Below are 16395 nucleotides of genomic sequence, written 5' to 3'. Positions count from 1 at the left end.
ACGCGTCGCCGCAGGTGCAGGCTCCCTCTTCTGAGTGACCAATTGAGTGACAACCGCAGGGTTCTCGGTGAGACGGGCGGAGACGTCCGGAGAGGCGTCGCGCAGCTCAAGGGGCAGGAAGGCCAGGATGGGGGAACGCTCGTAATGAATAGGTCATCGGTTCGATTCCGATAGGCGGCTCCACCTCAGAGGCCCTTTCCGAAATTTCGGGAAGGGCCTCTTTCGTTCCGGGCGGCCGGTCCATCCAGACGAAAAAGCGGCCCAAACCATTGCCCAGGCTTCGCTCTGGATCACCTTCCGCCATGCCATCTCTGCCACTGTAGGACCGATGCTCGGACCCTGTTCGCGCGTTTCCAGCGAGCCAGTAGATCGGACGATAGAGGCGGTCCTCGGGACAATTTCCTGGGTCTCGGACAAGATCGGAGAATCGTGACGCAGTCGGAGATGGGTGAGCAGTGGTCCGAGGCAGCCGCACGAGAGATAGCCGATTCGCTCCACGCCCGCGTCTCCTGCCGGCACGGCAGCGTCCTGGCGGGCTTCCTGCGCTGTAGCGGCCAGCTGACACAAGGTGCGATCGAGGTGACCGTCAACGGCGCCGCGGCATGGCGGTCACTGAGATGCCTCCTCGCCGCCGCTCCCGTTCGCGCCGGCGATCCGGTCGAGGTCACCATGGCCGAAGGCCGGCTGCGGGACAGGACACGCCGCCGGGCGCACTGGGCCGATCCGGGCCACCGGTTGTCGATGTGGGCGGGCCTGATCGAAGGAGGACGCCCGGTCCAGGGCCTGGCCAGACGATTGGTCATCGGCCCTCCGTGTTGCGCGCTGGCGGCGGTGACCGGAGCGGCCCTGGCCGTCGCGAGCTGGTCCGCTCCCAGCGCCCGCAGGGCCGCCACCACCCTCGCCTGCCCGTCCGCGGCGACGAGTCTCGGCCTCCGCGGCCTGGCCAGGCGCGCGGGTCTGGCGACGCAGATCGGCGAGGCCGAACCGCTCCGTCTCGCCGTGGCCGACGACGACATCACGCGCTTCTGGTCGATGGTGGGGGCTCCCAGGACCGCTCAGAGGTGGCAGCGGACCCGAGATCTCACCTGGCCCGATCCCGAGGGAACGCGCCGGAGACCGTCATCGGTCAACGGCGATCGCTCCGTGGCGGCCGCGACCGCGCAGACCGCCCAGGTGCGTGAGGTCATGGAGAAATACGCCGACGTTCTCCCCGAGGTCCTGGCCGCCGCAGGGTGGCTCCGCCTCGACTTTCCCACCAGCTCGCTCGAGGAACTGGGACGCGCCGCGAACCCGCAGCTGAGCAAGGACACCGTCTATGGGCGGCTGCGGCGTCTGTGCGCCTGGAGCCCGGCCGAGGAGATCTGAAACGATTCCGGCCGCGCGTGGGCACCGACCCGATTCGGCGACGGTGGCAATGAGAGCGTCAAGAAACTTCGCGCCTCCACCGCATCACGATCATGCCGAGGTAGCCTGACCGCCACATCGAGCAGGATTCGGGGGACGGATGCGGCGCAGCGTAGCGGTCATGCTGACTTTCTCGGCCGCGGCAGCGCTGGCCTATCCACCCGCGGCCGCCCCTGCGACGGCGAGACGGGTGACGACGGCCGGCTGCGTCGAGAGCGAGACGGCCCGGCTCACCCGACCGCGCGACACCCACCGGCCGGGTCCCGACGTCGTCCGGATGGACCGCGAACTGAACCAGCGGCTGGCCCGCCTGCGGATCGCGATACCCGCTCAGATCGAGGTGCCGGTCAGGTTTCACGTCCTGTCCTCCGGCAAGCGCGGAAGAGTCTCCCGGGCCCAGGTCGACAGGCAGATCTCCACCCTCAACGCGGCCTACGGCGGATCAGGCGGCGGCGCCGACACCGGCGTCCGCTTCGTGCTGGTCAGCACGGACTACAGCGACAACGATCGATGGTTCAACGCGCCCGCCGACAACGAGATCGCCATCAAGTCCCACCTGCACCAGGGGGGACGCGAAGTCCTGAACCTCTACAGCGCCGCCGTGGGCGGCGACGTGCTGGGCTTCTCGACCTTTCCGGAGCTACAGCGAGACGAGCCGGACCTGGACGGTGTCGTCATCGACTACCGGACCATGCCGGGCGGTACCTATCCGCACTACAACCTCGGCTACACCGCCGTACACGAGATCGGCCACTGGCTCGGCGTGTTCCACACCTTCGAGAACGGTTGCCGAAGCCCTGGCGACGCGGTGGCCGACACCCCACCGGAAGAGGAGGCCACCGACGGTTGCCCCTCCGGCAAGGACACCTGCCCCGGCGCGGGTACCGACCCCGTCCACAACTTCATGGACTATTCCTTCGACGCGTGCATGCGTGAGTTCACACCCGGGCAGGGCGCCCGGATCAGGAAGGTCTGGGCGGTCTACCGCGCTCCATCGGAGACCTAGCACGCAGCGAGTCTCCGGACCCGCTGCGTGCGGGGCACGGACGTCCGCCGATCACGCGAAGCGTCAAGGCAGCCAATCGCCTTACCCATACCTGCGTCGCGGCACAGCGCGGCGTGCCGCGTTCGCCGCCCGCTGCCACGACCCTGTCAGGCATGCCCCGCCACGAATCCGACCGCCTCCCCGACGCGCTGCCCGATCCCCGCCGCACGCTCCTCCTGGACGCGGCCCGCCGGTGCTTCATCCGCAACGGCTTTCACTCCACGTCCATGCGCGACGTCACCACCGAGGCCAAGGTCCCCTACGTCGGTGTCGACCGCTACTTCCCCACCATGGACGATGTGATCACCGCCTTCGCCGAGGACTCCGCGAAGGAGATCGGCCGTATCTTCACGACGGCGTTCGGCCGGATGCCCGAGCCCGCCGACACCTTCCCCCACACCGAGCAGGGCTTTCCCCTGCTGGCCGTGCGGGTGTGGAGCGCCGCTCTGCGCGCCACGGTCCTCAACGAGCAGGCAGACGAGAAGTACGCCGAGTTCAGCGCCGCCCTTCTGTGGTACGTCGAGCTGTACCAGCGAACGGGGTTCATCACGCGCGACGCCTCTTCCATCTCCGTCGTCCGCACCCTCGTCGCGCTGATCCACGGTTTCATGGTCCAGCGCACGCTCTTCGGCGACGTCGACTCCCGCACCTTCCGCGAGGGCCTTCGACAGCTCCAGTAGCCTCGCGCGCTCGACGCACCCGTCCGGCCTCGTGGGCCGCGCTTCTCATGCGCCGTGCCGGACGATCCACCCGAAGCACACTTTCCGTACCGCGACGTACTCCCGCGGTCGGCTCCGTACCATGTCCGACCCGGGCGGGACGGCCCCGGGGAACGGCTCGCCCGAAGGGACGCGCCGTCATCGCAAACAGTTCCCGGAAGATCACCTTTGACCTGCGGGCTTTCGGACGGGTGACTTTATCCTCGCGCGGTGGACGAACATCGGAAAGTTCCAGTCCGTGCCCTCGGCATCATCGCGACAACGGCCGTAACGGTCGCCGCACTCCTGCCCGCCGCCTCGGTCGCCGCTTCCGACATGGTCGCCGGCCCTCCGGAATGCGGTGCCGGCGTCCAGCCCTCCCGCCGCCTCACGGCACCGCGCGTGGCATCCGGGCGGGGCCTCGCGTTCGAGGTCGGCCGAAGGCCCTACGACGGCTGCGAGACCAGCGCCTTCACCATCCCGGACCAGCAGATGTTCGCCGGCCGGTCCTACCTTCGGGAGACCTTCCGCGGCGGAAACTCCACGCGCACGCTGGCCGTCCGCCAAACGGTCAGGCGGCTCTTCCCTCTCGTCGCCGACGTGGGATGCCTGCGCCGAGGCGACCCGCAAGACCACGGCACCGGTCATGCCTGCGACTACATGATCTCCAGTCTCGGGAGGCCTCCCGATGCTCCCCATGTCTGCTCCGGGTACGAGATCGCCAACTGGGCGACCGCCCACTCGGGTGAATACGGCATCAAGTACGTCATCTACCGCCAGCACATCTGGAACCCCGATCGCGCCAGAGAGGGCTGGCGGCTGATGGCCGACCGAGGCGGCCTCACGGCCAATCACTTCGACCACGTCCATATATCGATCTTCAGCGATGCCGAGCTGCGGCGCCGCGGCGGTGTCCTCCGGCGCTGAGTGCGGCCTGTCCGGCGGCGGCTCGACGCGATGACGTGGAGCGGGATCACGGCCGTCCTGTACGCGGAAGGCGGAGCGCCAGCAGGGTCAGCCCCGTCCCTGCCAGGAGGGCCGCCAGGCCCAGCAGGGCGAGAAAGGACAGGTGGGCGCCGCCGGTGCTGGGAAGCCCGAGCCGGGCCCGAGCGCAACGGGCGGTGCCGGAGTCCGCTCGGGACGGAGCCGCGGCGCACGGGCATCGTTCCGGGCCGTTCCGCTTTCCCGCCTTGCATCCCGGCCGAGCCGGGGAGGGCACGGGGTGCGACCGGACCTTGGAGGAGCCGGCGGATCCGGCGACCAGATGGCGATCACGCTTCTTCTCCGGGCGCGGCGGTAGGGAACGCTGCTTCTTGCAGAGACGTCCCTGCTTCGGACGGGCCGCCTGCGCCTCGGCGTTCAGGGTGGCTCCCGGGCGGCCCTCCAGGCAGGACTTCAGGGCACGGGGCGTCGCGGCGCGCTCCGCCGGGGGCGGTGTCGCGGGAGGAGGCGGTGGCACGGGAGGACGCGGTGGCGCGGCGACGGTGAAGGCCGCGAGGGCGACCTTCGTCCTTGTGCCGTAGCGAGCCACCACCCGATTGCTGATCTTCGTTCCCGGCCGGGCGGTCCTGGCGACCCGGGCCGTGATGACCACGGTCACCGCCGAGCGGTAGGCCACCTTGGCGAAGGAGCACCTGATGCGCGAGGGCGTGAGTGCGCATCCCCGTGAGGCGGTGAGGAAGACGATTCCCGCGGGCGCCCTGTCGACCAGGCGGAGCTTGAAGACGGGAACGACCCCTACGTTGCGGGCCTTCACCGTGTAGGTCAGCGTTTCTTCGGGTTTCGCCAGCGCCGAGGAGACCTTCTTGGACAGCTTGACCCGTGGCGGGGTGGGCGGGGCGTCCAGGGGAGCCGCGGCGACAGCGAATTCCGAGCCCATCATGGACCCGACGGCGACGACAGTCACAAAGAACAGGCGACCAATGGAGTGGAGTCGGCCCATATTGAGCAAATCACCCTTTCCCAGCAACTCCGCCCGCCGAAAGTCTCGAGACGGGCCGTTAATGTGCAAGGAAAAGTAATACCGTGCTGTGCCGTCTTTGCAAGCGACACGCCGCACTTTCAGCCTCGGCGCCGCCGGAACCGCTGAAGGGAAAGCGACCGCACCCGCCGGAACGGCCGGTAAACGGAGCACCGGTACGGCCACCGACCCACCGCCGGTGCCTGCTCCCCCTCGGGCGCACCCCCTGCCGCCCTCTGGTCTCGCCTCCCGCGGAGGGCGGCTTCCGGCCGTCGCGCGGCCGCTCCGGGGTCAGTTCGTGGTGAGGACCGACGCGCAGCAGGTCGCCTCGGCCACCGGGGACGGAGAGGCGGTGAAGGAGACCACCCGGCCGCGGACCTTCGCCTCGCAGCCCGGGCCCTTGACGATCGCGACCGTCGACGCCTGTTCCGGCGCCATCAGCGGAGTCACCACCGGGTGGACGCCGACGATGCCGGGCGCTCCCGTGGTGATGGTTCCCGGCGCTCCGGTCCCCGAGAGCGTGCCGGGCATGCCGGCCCCCTCGCCCTGGACGTCATCGCAGCCCTGGGCGGTCCCCGCCAGAGGAGAGACCTCGAACGGCCCGGCCACGGCGGGACCGCCTGAGCTGCTGGAGGCCGAAGCGCGCGACGTGCTGATGAAGGAGACCGCGGCACCGCGACCGAGCAGGACCCGCGTCGGAGCCGAACCCAGCCTGACGTTTCCGATCGTGAGGCGCGTGTTCTCGCCGACTTCGAACAACGCACCGACGGATTCCGTGCCCGCCCAGGAGATCGTGGCGTTCCGGCCCGAGATCGTCGTCTCCTTGGTGATGAGGGGGAAGACCGACCGCTTCCCGCGCTTGCTGGTCACCCGGTAGGCGCAGGACTTACCGAGGCGAAGACGGCCTCCGGCCTCGATGTCGTTCATCAGCGCGGCGACATCGCCCCTGCCGTGAGCGCACGGGACGTTGACCGTCGCGGTCGCCGCCTGTGCCGGGCCGGCGATCACCGTACTGAATCCGACGGCGAGGCCAAGGCCCACCAACGCACCTGTACGCCGTTGAGAGCCCTTGTTCTCTTCCAGTCGCATATCGATCCTTACCTTCGGCCGATGAGCCCATTCATGACTGCGGCACACTTTTGTGTGACCCTTTTCCGGATCGGTCGATGCCCTCATAGGATCATCGACAAGGCCATGGCATGTTCAAGCGTCTATTACTCGGTGAATGTGTTGGCTCCCGTCGATACGGGTTAGACACAGCTTGAAGATCCGCCTTACCACTACTCCCCCGAGGGGGACCGGAAGGCAGGGCGGATACCGCAGCCTCGTTGAGAATGTTCTCAGCGTGGACGAGAGGGAACGAGTTCATGAAGCAGCTTCACCGCATCATTCTGGGCACCGCCGTTGCTGGTATCGCGCTGGGCGCCCCGGCCATGGCCATGGCGGACACCTACCACGGCAAGGCCACCAAGTCGGCCGGCGTCGGCGGCGCCGCCTCCACCAAGGTCTTCTCCGCCGTGAAGAACGGCGGCGGCGACGGTGGCGGCGGCGTCTTCTTCGGCACCCACAGCGAGGCCGCCGGCCCCGCCGGTGCCGCCTCTTCGAGCACCGTCAGCGCGGCGCACTAGGGCCTGTTTCGAGGTCGGTGCCCATAGCGCGTGGTGTCCAGGTGCGTGCCCGGGCGTCGCGTAGCAGGGCGTGACTTCGAAGCAGTTCCAGGTAGGTGAGCCCTTCCGGGCTCAGGGCTGGTCCCGCTCCTCCGCACGGGGCGGGGCCGGCCTTCTCGTCCCCATATCTGGCTCCTTGACCAGCCTCATGAGAGTGCATCGATGAAAACGAAGTTCCGTGGCATGGCCGTCTCACTGGCTTCGGCCCTGACCCTGCTGGCGGTCGCCCCGACCGCGGCGAACGCCGACGCCGGATACGACGAGGCGTGGACGATGGCCTCGTCCAGCGGCTCCAGCCTGCACATCCGCACGGCCTACGTCGACGCCAACGGGTCCGTCCGCTTCCGCGACAGCTACTACGAAGCCGGCCCTTCCGGCGCCAGCGTCCGCCATGTCAAGTCCTGGGCCAAATAGGCGATTCCTCAGCATGGCCCCGGGAGCGCAGCGATGCGCTCGGCGGCCATCGGTACCAAGACGGGGCGGCGGGAGCACAGCACGGCCACCTGCCAGCCAGGAGGCGAGCGTGATTCGCGGCCCCGGCTTGGGGTCCGCGGTCCCGTCAGGGGCGGCGAGGGTTCAGCGGGTCATCGCTCAGGTGCCTTCCGCCGCCGGTAGCCGCCGCGGCTTCGAACCTCGGCGCCGTATTCCAGCAGGATCTTGTGAATGAACCCGTAGGACCTGCCGGACTTCTCCGACAGATCTCGGATGGACGCGCCCTTCGCATAGTCCTCCAGGAGCACGGCCGCCAGTGCGTCACGGCTCTCCCCGAGAACACGAAGACCGGAGATCACGTTGGGCCCCCCTCGTCGGGACAGGGGCCCCTCGTCCTCGATCATCGACGTCACCTTCCGCAGCCTTCCCGCGAAAGTTCCGACGCTGAGCGGCGGGGCGTGCATCTGGCCGAGTTCCTGCAGCGTCGCCGCCGGGTGAGCCAGCCGCAGCCTGACGATCTGCTCGTACTTCGCGGGAAGCTCGGCACACCGCTTTCCGAGCGTGGCGAGTGCCTCACGTACCGCCTCGGGGCTGATGGCCCCCTCGGGCCTGGCACCGTGGCGGGCGCCGCTCTCGCCCTCTCCGCGGCGGGGAGGGGGCATGAGGCTCTGGAGAAGTGACGGTTCCCCGCCGTCGGCACGATCCGCCGCAGCCGGATCCGCTTCCTTCATTCTCTCGAGGATGGTCTTGACGACATTTCCGTCCATTGCCTTTTCCAACCTTCATCACCAGCCGAAGTCCTGGGTCCAGTAGTTCCGATAGCCCGAAGCGACGCGGACGTGTCCTATCCCGAGAGCGACCAGCTCGCAGTTGAGAATATTGGCCCGATGGGGCCCGCTGCGCATCCAGGCACGCACGGTCGCCTCCGCGGAGGTGTATCCGGCGGCGATGTTCTCGGCTCCCGGTCTGCGATAGCCGGACTTTGTTATCCGATCGATCCAGGAGGTGCCGTCCCAGGAGGAGTGGGAGAAGAAGTCGTGCGCGGCCATGTCCGCGGAATGCCGACGTGCCGAATTCGCCAGGCTCTTCTCCGCTCTGAGGGGAGGACACCCGCTCTCCGAACGCCGTTCGTTGGTGAACTCCACCACCTCGAGTTCCGCCGGCGTCATGGTGGAGGAGCTCACGGACGGCCCGGTCGTTCCGCTCGTGGCCGCGGCGGGGACGGTGGCGTGCGCCGGGGCCGCGGGCTGGACAGCGGGCCCGGCCGGAAGGGCCACCGCCTCTCCGATCACCTGGTCCGCCCCGTCTTCCAGCCCGTGCGCACCGGGAGCGGGGATCACGCAGGCGAACGCGATGATCGCAGCGGCGACGCGTCTCATCCCAAGCTCTCTTTCGTCACAGGCCCTGCGCCTGAGCCAAACTACGTCGGATTCCAGCCGAATATGAATTCCCCTTCGGGCCCCGAAGCGATCGTTGCTCACCTTTGGCGACGAGTTGACGTGCAGGCGTTCGGCGTCGTCACCGCGCGGATGCCTTGACCACCACCCGCGCGCTGCGGCCATAAGGGCCAACTCTTGGTCAAGTCGCCGTGCCGCAGCACGATGTCGCCCGGCCATGATGCGATCTTCGCCGAAAAGTCTTCGACGAAGGTGGTCCCCTTGGCCAACGGAATCTCGGCGCGCGGAAGGCTCAGGCTTGCGGCCGTGACGGTGACGGTTCTTCTCGGCTCGGTCATCTCGACTCCGGCCGGCGCGCTCGACGACGGCGGGCTTCTCACCTTTCGCGCCCTCACCGGTTCGACCGCCGCCGGCCCCTACCGGGTCGGGAAGTTCAGGGTCAAGGGCGAAAAAGGGTCGGGGTTCAACAGCGGCACGGTCTACTTTCCCGTCCCTTCCGCTGAGGAGAGATTCGGCGCCGTCATCATCAGCCCGGGCTTCCTGGAAAAAGAAGAGGCCATGAGTTCTTATGGCCCGCTCATCGCCACCCATGGTTTCGTCGTCATGACCTTCGAGACCCAGAGCGTCCTCGACGGCCCCGACCTGCGCGCAGGTCAGATGCTGGCGGCCCTTGACTACCTCACGCTGCGCAGTGCCGCGAGGCGGGAGATCGATACGTCGCGTCTCGCCGTCATGGGATTCTCGATGGGGGGCGGGGCGGCGCTGCGCGCGGCCGAGAGGCGGCCCTCGCTCCGGGCCTCGATCGCGATCGCGCCCTGGCACCCCCAGCGGACCTGGGAATCCAACCGGTCGGCGACCCTGATCGTGAGCGGAGAGAAGGACCTGGTCGCACCGGCCGACACCATGGCGGGCGTCTTCTACGACAGCATGGTCGGCGTGCGGGACAGGGCGCACCTCGAGGTCCGCGGGGCGGCGCATGGCGATCTCCGTTCGCCGGCCCCTCAGGTCACGCGCTACACGATCGCGTGGTTGAAGCGGTTCGTGGAGGGAGACCGAAGCGTCGAGGACTTCCTCTGCGCCTCGCCTGAGACACCCACCGGGCCGGTGCTGCGCTACCAGGTGACGTGCCCGTTCGCCTGATCCGGAAGCCGTGACCTCGAGCAGGGAACACACCTGCCCGTCTCCGCTCCGGCGGCAGAGACCGCGGGGCCTGACGGTCGCGCTCTCACCCTCGGAGCGCGACCGCCGTCGGGCGATGTCAGGGGGTTACCTTCCCTTGCGCGTCAGCCCGTCGACGACCCTGCTCGCGGTGAAGTCCGCGCCGTGGACGAAGCGCATGACCGGACCGAAGGTGGACGCGGCGGTGACGCCGGCGAAGTGCAGGCCCGGCACCGTGGACTCGAAGGTCCGCGACAGCATCGGGGACTTCCCGACCCTCTGAACGTTCTGCCGGATCTGGGGAGACAGCAGGGAAAGGCGGTCGACGTCCACCTGAAAACCGGTGGCGGCGATGACGTGGTCGGCCTTCATCATCTGCACCTCGCCCTGATCGGAGATCGTCTTGAGGTAGCAGCGGTCGTCCTCCTGCCAGGCGGCGATGATCCGCTGCCCGAGGACGACCTCCACCGTCTCGTCGAACTGTCCGCGGAGCCACCACGCGCCGGCGGGACCCAACGTCGTCCGCACGATGTGACTGCGGATCGGGCTGGGGAGGTAGCGCACCACCTGAGGCCGTTCGGACCAGACCCAGGTGCGCCAGCCGGTGCCCAGGCCCGACTGCGGAGTGCGCATCCTGCTGACTCGGTTGCGGGTGAAGGACGGCTCGTCGTTCCACTGCAGTCGCTTGGTACGGGCGAGGAGCTGGGGGCGCGCCCCGGCGCGGGCGAGCAGCACCGCGGTCTCGAGCGCGGCCTGGCCTGCTCCGACCACGATGACGTCCTTGTCGGCGAAGCGCCGGAAGTCACGGTGGTCGCTGCTGTGGCTGACCAGCGCGGCGGACAGTCCGATCAGCTGCTCCGGGATGTGGGCGAACGGACGGGCGCCGAGGGCCATGGTCACCTTCGGGGCGAGGAGCTTCTTCCCGTCCAGGAGGGTGACGGTGAAACCTCCGGTGGCGAAGTCCACGGCGACCGCCTGCGTCCGCTCGATGTGGGGGATGTTCTTGGCGGCGAACCATTTGCCGTAACGGGTGAAGGTGTCGATGGGGATGGGCTGGTCCGGCGGGGCGGGAATCTTCTGGTCGCGGTGGTAGTCCTCCAGCCGGCTGCCTTTGGCCGGTGTTCCCAGGCTCGAGGCATGCCGTTCCGATTTGAGGCACATGCCCTCGGGCATGTGGTTGTCCCAGAACTGCATGGGGGTGCCGACCACCATGGTCTCCAGCCCGGCGTGGTTGGAGTAGGCGCCGACCGACAGGCCGTAGGGCCCGGCCCCCAGGACGATGGAATCGACCTTGCAGCTGCTCATTTCCGCTCCTTATTGCTTTCTAACGTCTCTTCTAGGGGTCTGGAGGACTGCCGGGGTCCGTCTATCCGCTGCGGCCGGGAAAGAACTTCCGCAGCCGTTCGATGATCGCATTCGTGCTGTGCGCGATCATCGAGATGAAGGGTTTGAGGTCGGCCGTGTCGAACCAGGCCAGTTCCCCGCGGCGGACGGCCCTGGCGAGCGCGCTGGGGCGGTATTTCCGCGGCGACCTGCGAACGTAGTGGTTCTCGACGAGGTAGGTGCGGCCGAACCGCGGGCCCGGCGAAGCGGGGAACGTTCCGTTCGCGATGTCGATGTGCATGGCGCGCACGGGGTCGATGCCGGAGCGGTCGGTGAAGAGCCTGAACTGTGCGCCCGCTCTGGGGTTGAAGTCCAGCAGGAAGTACTTCCCCGAGGCCTTGTCGTACCGGAAGTCCAGATCCACCAGGCCCTTGTGCCCGATGGACTCGACGAGCCGGTGTGCGACGTGCTCGATCTCCGGATTGTCCTTCCACTCTCCGAGCACGGTATGTCCGGCCTCCTGCGGGTGGGCCGCGATCTTGCGACCGACCCCGCCGAAGAGACATCGGGATGAGGAGCTGAAGTACCCCTGGAAAAACCAGTCGGATCCCGCTTCGGGGGCTATTTTGCGTTGCAGGATCAGTGGTGAGGCAGGGCTGCCTTCCGACCAGAGCGCATGGGCCTGTTCTCGCGTGCGGATCAGCATGGTGCTGCGCTGACCGGATCCCGCCGCGATGAGCCATGGCCGTGCCCATTTGGCGATGAGGGGTAGGCCGAGATGACCGACGGCTGCGTCGATCTCGGCCGGAGATGTCGGTACGTAGGTCTCTGGATAAGGTGTGCCAGACTTCTCGCAGTGATCGGCCAGTGTCGATTTATCGGCGAGCTGACGGGTTAGGGACGATTCTCCCGGAGAGATCAGGAAATGGTTTCCGACCTCGGGATTCTCGGCGATGAAGATGGCGGCCGCGTCATCCATGGGGATCAGCACGGCCGAGCGCCCGATGGCGGCGGCGGAGCGGGCCAGATCGTCCATGAGCTGCTGTGGCTCGGCCGAGCGCGGCCACGGGTGGGCCTGGTGGAGGTAGCGGGACCTGGCGATCGGGACACGCCGGTTCTCGACGTGGGCGTGCACCTCCACGCCCGCCCTGCCGAGCGATCGGATGGCACCGAGGGTCCCGTGATGGAAGGTGTTGGGGTGGGTGCGGAAGAGGAGCGCCGGGAACTTCACGTTCAGGCCGCTACCGTTTATGTGAGGAGGAGACACCGAAAGTACCGACAAATCCTTAGTCGAGGCTAACCCTGATATATCGAATGTTTGACCACAGTACAGAGATGGCTGCCAGGTGTTCAAAGCGAAGATCGATGGGCATGACACCAGCATGCTGAAGACCGGTATCGGCGTTGCACTGATCGCTTTGTCTGCTTTTCTGGGCGTTCCGCTGGCGATATCCGTATCCGGCTCGGACGCCGTGGCTCCGTCGCGGGAAGTTCCTCTGGGAGCCTTTCTCGGCTCGGGCGCCGAGGGGGTCAAGCGGATCGCCGGTTTCCAGAAATGGCTCGGGAGCCATCCGGTGACGGTCGGCCACACCTATCTTCCCGGGGAGGCATGGGGAGCGATCGAAGGCTCCTTCGACATCCTCGACCCGTGGACGGCCTGGAAGGCAGAGGATTCTCGCCGCATGCTTGTGGTGAACGTTCCCATGATGGCCTCGAATGAGATTAGGTTGCCGGACGTGGTCGTCTCTGACTTGCTTCAGGGCGGGGCCGCTGGTGCTTTTGACCGCCATTATCTGCGTTTGGCTGAACGACTCGTCTCAAGGAAGGCAGGCGATTCGATCATCGTTCTCGGCTGGGAGATGAACGGCGCCACTTACAGCAGCCGATGCCGCCCCAACCCAGACATGTGGAAAATCTATTGGCGGAGGATCGTCACGGTCATGCGCTCGGTCGCCGGAGCGAGATTCCGTTTCGATTTCACCCCCACACGAGGTATCGATGCCATTCCCTGGACCATGTGCTATCCCGGTGACGACGTAGTCGACATTATCGGCTCCGACGCCTACGACCAGCCCGCCGGGAAAAAATTTGACTACTTCATTCGGGAACCTTATGGTCTGGCAGCCCATGCGAAGTTTGCAAAAGTGCACAAGAAGCCCATGTCCTTCGCCGAGTGGGGCATGTTCTATAACGGCGACAACCCGAGCTATGTGCGCGGAATGTACAAGTGGATCCATTCTCACAATGTCGTGTATCAGACCATCAGCGACTACTGTCCGCATGGCGTCTGGCGATGCTCGGCGAACCCGCGAGCCTCATCGGTCTACCGGTCGCTGTTCGGTCAGCGGCCGGGAGCGCCGATCTCCAGGCCCTCCCTGACAACGGCGGTGCCGCCCTCCAGCAACCCGGCGGTCACCCCTGCCAGAAGTCCGAGTGATGCCACGACATCGAACTCCCCGGCGGCCAGCCCGGCCGCCACGCCCTCCCGGTCCGCCAACGACTTGTCGGTCAGCCTCTCCGACAGGGCCGAGGCCAGTCCGTCCACGTCATCGACCTGTACGCGCACTCCGACCTCGGGAGCGACGACCTCGGTGAGACCGGGGACATCGGTCACGACCAGCGAGCGGCCGGTGGCCAGGGCTTCGAGCGCGGTGAGCGGAAGCCCCTCCCAGCGAGAGGGCAGCACCACCACGTCCGCGCACTCGTACCAGCGCCGCGGATCATCGACCGCCGGCACCAGACGCGCCCCTGAGAAGGAGTCCTGCTGAGCCGCGCCGCCGGGCCACTGGCCGTCACCGACCAGGAACAGTTCGGCCCCGGGGCAGGCGCGCCGCACCTGCGGCCAGGCGGCGAGCAGGGTGTCCTGGCCCTTCTGCCGGGTGAGGCGGCCGACGCACACCGCGATGCGCGCGTCCGGGGAGAGTCCGAGCTCGCGCCTCGCGGCCGCTCTGGCGGCGTCGTCCGCGGGCCGGAACCTGTTCAGGTCCACGCCGTTGCGCACCACGCGGTAGCGGGCGTCGACCTTCTGGTCGTGTCCCAGCCACTGCTCTCCCGCCCCCACGCAGATCACGACGTCCGCACGCCGTGCGGCCGCACGCTCCCAGGCGACGCACAGCGCCCGCAGCGGGCCTCGGGCGGCCAGCCATGACCAGCCGTGCGGCTGGAAGATGGTCGGCTGCGCCGACCTCGTGATCCTTCCGGCGAGTCCGGCCTTGGCCGAGTGCAGGTGCACCACATCCGGCCGGTACCGCCGTATCAAGCGGCGCAGCTCGGCCGCCTCACGCAGAATCGTCGAGCCCGGCGACCGCTTCGCACGCCAGGGCAGGTGGCTGATGTTCCGGGCGGCGAGCGTCGCGGGAAGCCAGCCCGCATCCGGGCAGGCGACCGCTACCTGCCATCCCCGCTGAAGCTGATCCGCCGCGACGGCCGCGACGTAGACGGCGACCCCTCCGGTGGTCGGCTGCGTGACGTGCAGAATACGAGGCGTGCTCTCCGTCATCATCGCCTTCGCCGCGCCGTGGGCGTGCCGGCCCGGTTCCGAAGCCGGCGCAGCAGGGCGCACACGGCTCGACGACCGCGCAGCGCGGTCACATAGCACTGGGCCGAGTTCGTACGGCCAAGGATGATCCTCTCGTTGCACACGGCCTCCGGCAGCCACTTCTCCTTGTAGGCCTCGCCTCCTCGCAGCATGCTGAAGCGCGGCTTCTTCAGCGCCTGACCGAGATGCAGGTTCTGGCGCAGCAGAAGGAGAGAGACCTCGATGCGGTCGCGCAGGTCGGGAACGGCTCCGTAGAGGTAACCGCCGATCATGTCGTTTCCGATGATGACGAGATCTGCCGCGACGACGCGCCCGTCCAGCCGGTACTCGTGCAGCGCCGCCTGACCCTGCCGGATCATCTGCTCGGTCGACTGGGCGAGATGCCCCGCGAACCGGCTTCGAAGATGCTCCTGATTGACGCCGCGGCCCCGCCACTGCTCCTCATGCAGGCGCAGCAGCACGTGGACGGACGCCTCGGCGGCCTCGGGACCAACGGAGTCCACGATGATGCCGCTGGCCTGGATCGCCCGGAGGCGTGCGCGCATCTTGCCGGCCGTCCGTGAGGGGAAACGGCGCAGGAAGGCATCGGGTTCCATCACCGGAACCTCCATGCACAGCGACGCGGGCAGCACCCACGAGCCGCCCGGCCACCGCTGGGCGACCGCGTGGGCGACCGAGCCGGGACGGACCTCCCCCAGATCGATCGCCTGCCAGTGCCGCAGGCTCGTCAGGGCTCCGATGAGCGCCTCGAGCGCGCCGGGCCCCGCCTCCTCGTCCAGGAGCAGATCGGTGAAGTCGGCGAGCGCTCCGCCGAGCGGGAGGAGCACCGGCAGCCCGCCGCGTCGTGCGCTCATCAGCGGTGCCGCCGCCACGAGGCGGCCCTGGTGCCGGACCAGGACCAGGCGGAGGTCTCCCGACTTCCCGTAGTGGTTCCACCAGGAAGCCAGCCATCCCTGCGACTGGAAGGGGGTGGCAGCGGAGCATCGGCGGTAGAGATCGCGCCAGTCGTCCGCCAGGGTGATGAACGCGTCGTCATCGCGGTTGACCTCCACCACCCAGCCGGACTTCGGGTTCGACGAGGTGTGCCGGTCGACATCGGGAGCCAGAGTCATCGGCTGGTCTCCATGGCCTGTTCCCGCCCGCCATCGGTTCCCTCGACGATCTCGGCCGTGCTCTGCCCCGCCTGCCTCGGCACGGCACGGGCCGCCGGCCTCCTGTGCAGACCCGGCTGGCGGGCGATCAGCAGGACGGCCAGCAGCCCCCCGCTCGCGCCTCCGATGAGCACGCTGAGCATGAGGCCGGGCGAAACGGGCCGGGGAGACTCCACGGCCTGGTTCATCATCACCAGATGGACACCGGTCTCGGCGCGATGGGTGTTGGCGAACGTCACGAGAGCGCTCGCGGCGGTGTTGGCGTAGGCGACCGCGCGGTAGGGGCTGTCGGCCCGGGCGCCGAGCCGGATGAGCGGCGTCTCCGGGGAGGCGGAGGCCTTGACGTGCTCAGCGAGATCCACCGACGACGGCAGGATCGCCGCCGTGGCCGACCTCAGCGCACCCGACTGCGTCGCCAGCCGTCCGTAGACCTGGGCGAAGTTGACGGCGACGGGCGAGCCGGGGTCCTTGTCCGCCACGACGATCACGTCCGCGTTCGCCGCGTAGACCCGGGGGCTGAGGAGGCCGTACACCGTTCCCGCCACGACGCCGAGCACCAGCAGCGCCGCGGCTGTCCCGAACCTCCACCCCACGCCCCGCGACTTCAGGAGATTGCGCATCG

The 16395-nt window shown here is 68.1% G+C and carries 16 protein-coding genes and 1 pseudogene; 8 read left to right on the top strand and 9 right to left on the bottom strand.

Features of this window, described 5'->3' with window-relative positions:
- Window positions 1-429: 429 nt before the first annotated feature.
- The 4 genes from whiA (at window position 430) to ABD785_RS22915 (ending at window position 4074) form a co-directional block, all read left to right on the top strand.
- Window positions 430-1365, top strand: a complete 936-nt coding sequence (whiA, locus tag ABD785_RS22930) for a DNA-binding protein WhiA (RefSeq protein ID WP_344831725.1) — start codon at window positions 430-432, stop codon at window positions 1363-1365.
- A gap of 160 nt (window positions 1366-1525) precedes the next feature.
- The gene (locus ABD785_RS22925) at window positions 1526-2410 is read left to right on the top strand and encodes a zinc metalloprotease (RefSeq protein WP_344831724.1); all 885 of its coding nucleotides are present in this window, start codon (window positions 1526-1528) and stop codon (window positions 2408-2410) included.
- A gap of 152 nt (window positions 2411-2562) precedes the next feature.
- Entirely contained in the window at window positions 2563-3129 is a 567-nt protein-coding gene (locus tag ABD785_RS22920; RefSeq protein ID WP_344831721.1) for a TetR/AcrR family transcriptional regulator, read from the top strand.
- Window positions 3130-3378: 249 nt separating this feature from the next.
- Window positions 3379-4074, top strand: a complete 696-nt coding sequence (locus ABD785_RS22915; RefSeq protein WP_344831720.1) for a VldE C-terminal domain-containing protein — start codon at window positions 3379-3381, stop codon at window positions 4072-4074.
- A 46-nt stretch (window positions 4075-4120) separates the two neighbouring features.
- Here ABD785_RS22915 and ABD785_RS22910 read toward each other — a convergent pair whose 3' ends face one another.
- Window positions 4121-5053, bottom strand: coding sequence for a DUF11 domain-containing protein (locus ABD785_RS22910; RefSeq protein WP_344831718.1), 933 nt, complete (start codon window positions 5051-5053; stop codon window positions 4121-4123).
- A 345-nt stretch (window positions 5054-5398) separates the two neighbouring features.
- Window positions 5399-6148: a hypothetical protein gene (locus ABD785_RS22905; RefSeq protein WP_344831717.1), complete on the bottom strand. Its 750-nt coding sequence runs from the start codon at window positions 6146-6148 to the stop codon at window positions 5399-5401.
- Between the two features lie 326 nt (window positions 6149-6474).
- Between ABD785_RS22905 and ABD785_RS22900 the strand changes: the two genes are divergently transcribed.
- Both ABD785_RS22900 and ABD785_RS22895 read left to right on the top strand, forming a co-directional pair.
- On the top strand, window positions 6475-6735 hold the full coding sequence (locus tag ABD785_RS22900; RefSeq protein ID WP_344831714.1) for a hypothetical protein: 261 nt from the start codon (window positions 6475-6477) through the stop codon (window positions 6733-6735).
- A 222-nt stretch (window positions 6736-6957) separates the two neighbouring features.
- On the top strand, window positions 6958-7188 hold the full coding sequence (locus ABD785_RS22895) for a hypothetical protein (RefSeq protein ID WP_344831712.1): 231 nt from the start codon (window positions 6958-6960) through the stop codon (window positions 7186-7188).
- A gap of 170 nt (window positions 7189-7358) precedes the next feature.
- On the opposite strand, the gene ABD785_RS41365 is transcribed toward ABD785_RS22895, so the two are convergent.
- Both ABD785_RS41365 and ABD785_RS22880 read right to left on the bottom strand, forming a co-directional pair.
- Window positions 7359-7937 (bottom strand): helix-turn-helix domain-containing protein, encoded by a 579-nt coding sequence (locus ABD785_RS41365; protein WP_425547807.1) that lies wholly within the window; start codon window positions 7935-7937, stop codon window positions 7359-7361.
- 54 nt (window positions 7938-7991) lie between these two features.
- Window positions 7992-8585, bottom strand: a complete 594-nt coding sequence (locus ABD785_RS22880; protein WP_344831709.1) for a CAP domain-containing protein — start codon at window positions 8583-8585, stop codon at window positions 7992-7994.
- Window positions 8586-8780: 195 nt separating this feature from the next.
- Here ABD785_RS22880 and ABD785_RS22875 point away from each other — a divergent pair, with 195 nt between their 5' ends.
- On the top strand, window positions 8781-9743 hold the full coding sequence (locus ABD785_RS22875) for a dienelactone hydrolase family protein (protein ID WP_344831708.1): 963 nt from the start codon (window positions 8781-8783) through the stop codon (window positions 9741-9743).
- Window positions 9744-9869: 126 nt separating this feature from the next.
- On the opposite strand, the gene ABD785_RS22870 is transcribed toward ABD785_RS22875, so the two are convergent.
- The gene (locus ABD785_RS22870) at window positions 9870-11066 is read right to left on the bottom strand and encodes an NAD(P)-binding domain-containing protein (protein ID WP_344831706.1); all 1197 of its coding nucleotides are present in this window, start codon (window positions 11064-11066) and stop codon (window positions 9870-9872) included.
- A gap of 61 nt (window positions 11067-11127) precedes the next feature.
- The gene (locus ABD785_RS22865; protein WP_344831704.1) at window positions 11128-12315 is read right to left on the bottom strand and encodes a carboxylate--amine ligase; all 1188 of its coding nucleotides are present in this window, start codon (window positions 12313-12315) and stop codon (window positions 11128-11130) included.
- 151 nt (window positions 12316-12466) lie between these two features.
- On the opposite strand from ABD785_RS22865, the pseudogene ABD785_RS41360 reads away from it, so the two are divergent.
- Window positions 12467-13171, top strand: a pseudogene (locus ABD785_RS41360) (glycosyl hydrolase); the annotation flags it as partial.
- Between the two features lie 254 nt (window positions 13172-13425).
- On the opposite strand, the gene ABD785_RS22860 reads toward ABD785_RS41360, so the two are convergent.
- The 3 genes from ABD785_RS22860 to ABD785_RS22850 are packed head-to-tail and all read right to left on the bottom strand — an operon-like array spanning window position 13426 to window position 16393.
- Window positions 13426-14586, bottom strand: coding sequence for a glycosyltransferase (locus tag ABD785_RS22860; RefSeq protein ID WP_344831702.1), 1161 nt, complete (start codon window positions 14584-14586; stop codon window positions 13426-13428).
- The gene (locus ABD785_RS22855) at window positions 14583-15734 is read right to left on the bottom strand and encodes a GNAT family N-acetyltransferase (RefSeq protein WP_344831700.1); all 1152 of its coding nucleotides are present in this window, start codon (window positions 15732-15734) and stop codon (window positions 14583-14585) included. The genes ABD785_RS22860 and ABD785_RS22855 overlap by 4 nt, the downstream gene beginning before the upstream one ends.
- Window positions 15731-16393 (bottom strand): YveK family protein, encoded by a 663-nt coding sequence (locus ABD785_RS22850; RefSeq protein ID WP_344831698.1) that lies wholly within the window; start codon window positions 16391-16393, stop codon window positions 15731-15733. Before ABD785_RS22850 ends, ABD785_RS22855 begins: the two co-directional genes overlap by 4 nt.
- Between the last annotated feature and the right edge of the window lie 2 nt (window positions 16394-16395).

The organism is Actinocorallia longicatena (genome assembly GCF_039534125.1).
Classification (GTDB): domain Bacteria; phylum Actinomycetota; class Actinomycetes; order Streptosporangiales; family Streptosporangiaceae; genus Actinocorallia; species Actinocorallia longicatena.
Note: the sequence above shows the minus strand (reverse complement) of the source record. Positions and strands in the feature narration are given on the sequence as shown.

What these genes read in the sequence shown, in the direction of transcription:
- ABD785_RS41365 (WP_425547807.1), bottom strand. Translation starts at nt 7,937, where the DNA reads ATGAAGGAAGCGGATCCGGCTGCGGCGGATCGTGCCGACGGCGGGGAA.
- ABD785_RS22900 (WP_344831714.1), top strand. Translation starts at nt 6,475, where the DNA reads ATGAAGCAGCTTCACCGCATCATTCTGGGCACCGCCGTTGCTGGTATC.
- ABD785_RS22855 (WP_344831700.1), bottom strand. Translation starts at nt 15,734, where the DNA reads ATGACTCTGGCTCCCGATGTCGACCGGCACACCTCGTCGAACCCGAAG.
- ABD785_RS22925 (WP_344831724.1), top strand. Translation starts at nt 1,526, where the DNA reads ATGCTGACTTTCTCGGCCGCGGCAGCGCTGGCCTATCCACCCGCGGCC.
- ABD785_RS22850 (WP_344831698.1), bottom strand. Translation starts at nt 16,393, where the DNA reads ATGCGCAATCTCCTGAAGTCGCGGGGCGTGGGGTGGAGGTTCGGGACA.
- ABD785_RS22860 (WP_344831702.1), bottom strand. Translation starts at nt 14,586, where the DNA reads ATGATGACGGAGAGCACGCCTCGTATTCTGCACGTCACGCAGCCGACC.
- ABD785_RS22920 (WP_344831721.1), top strand. Translation starts at nt 2,563, where the DNA reads ATGCCCCGCCACGAATCCGACCGCCTCCCCGACGCGCTGCCCGATCCC.
- ABD785_RS22870 (WP_344831706.1), bottom strand. Translation starts at nt 11,066, where the DNA reads ATGAGCAGCTGCAAGGTCGATTCCATCGTCCTGGGGGCCGGGCCCTAC.
- ABD785_RS22895 (WP_344831712.1), top strand. Translation starts at nt 6,958, where the DNA reads ATGGCCGTCTCACTGGCTTCGGCCCTGACCCTGCTGGCGGTCGCCCCG.
- ABD785_RS22880 (WP_344831709.1), bottom strand. Translation starts at nt 8,585, where the DNA reads ATGAGACGCGTCGCCGCTGCGATCATCGCGTTCGCCTGCGTGATCCCC.